1 protein-coding gene is annotated in these 1,015 nt (G+C 72.2%); it reads right to left on the bottom strand.

The window, feature by feature from the left end; all coding sequences use genetic code 11:
* Positions 1–872: ABC transporter permease (locus tag NBW84_RS19165; protein ID WP_250286119.1), on the bottom strand; the 872-nt coding region annotated here is incomplete at its 3' end.
* Positions 873–1,015: the final 143 nt, after the last annotated feature.

The following is a 1,015-nucleotide window of genomic DNA, read 5'->3' as shown; positions in this document are numbered from 1 at the left end:
GTGATCAGCAGGACCGTGCCCTGGACCTTGACCAGGTCGCGGTTGCCGATGTCGACGATCAGCATCTGCCCGACGCCGGGCAGCGCGAACACGTTCTCGATCACGACCGTGCCGGCGAGCAGGGTGGCGAACTCCAGGCCCAGCACGGACAGGACCGGCCCGGCCGCGTTGCGGACCCCGTGCCGCAGCAGCGCCCGGCCGCGGGTCAGCCCCTTCGCCCGGGCGGTGCGGATGAAGTCCGCGTGCAGCACCTCCAGCGTTGCCGAGCGGGTGAACCGCATCAGCACCGCGCCCTCCACCAGCGCCAGGGTGGCCACGGGCAGCGCCAGGGCGCGCACGGCCGCCGCCGGGTCGTCCCAGCCGTCTGTCGGGAACCCACCGGCGGGCAGCACCCCCCACTCGACCGCGAACAGGGTGATGAGCATCAGCCCCACCCAGAAGCTGGGCACCGCGATGCCGAGCTGGCCGAGCGTGGACAGGGCCAGCCCGTCGGCCCGCCGGTGCCGGGCCGCCGCGATGATCCCGAGCGGCAGCGCGGCCGCGACGGCCAGGATGATCGCGCCGGCCACCAGCGGCGCGGTCACCGTCAGCTTCTCGCCGAGCTGCGCCGACACGGACACCCCGTTCACCGCCGAGACGCCGAAGTCACCGGTGAGGACACCGCCGACCCAGCTGGCGTACTGGGTGGCCAACGGCCGGTCGACGCCGAGCTGGTGGCGGATCCTGGCGACCTGCTCCGGAGCGGCCGTGGTCCCCGCGATCACGTCGGCCACGTCGCCGGGCAGCAGCCGCAGCAGCAGGAAGACGAGCAGGCTCGCGATGACCAGCGACCCGGCCAGCAGGACGAGGCGCCGCAGCATGATCACCGCCATGGGCCCGCCCTCCGCACTCCCCACATCCTCCGTGCAATGACTTTACGTATCAGAATTGACACCCTCCGCGTCAGGAGTGGGCGTCGAACACGACGGCGGCCGGCCGGCTCAGGACTTCCTGATCTCGATCTTCGAGACGTCGT

Origin of the sequence: Protofrankia sp. CiP1_Cm_nod2 (assembly GCF_920664355.1) — a bacterium.
In the GTDB taxonomy this organism is placed as follows: domain Bacteria; phylum Actinomycetota; class Actinomycetes; order Frankiales; family Frankiaceae; genus Protofrankia.
This window is presented reverse-complemented; position numbering and strand designations above follow the sequence as displayed.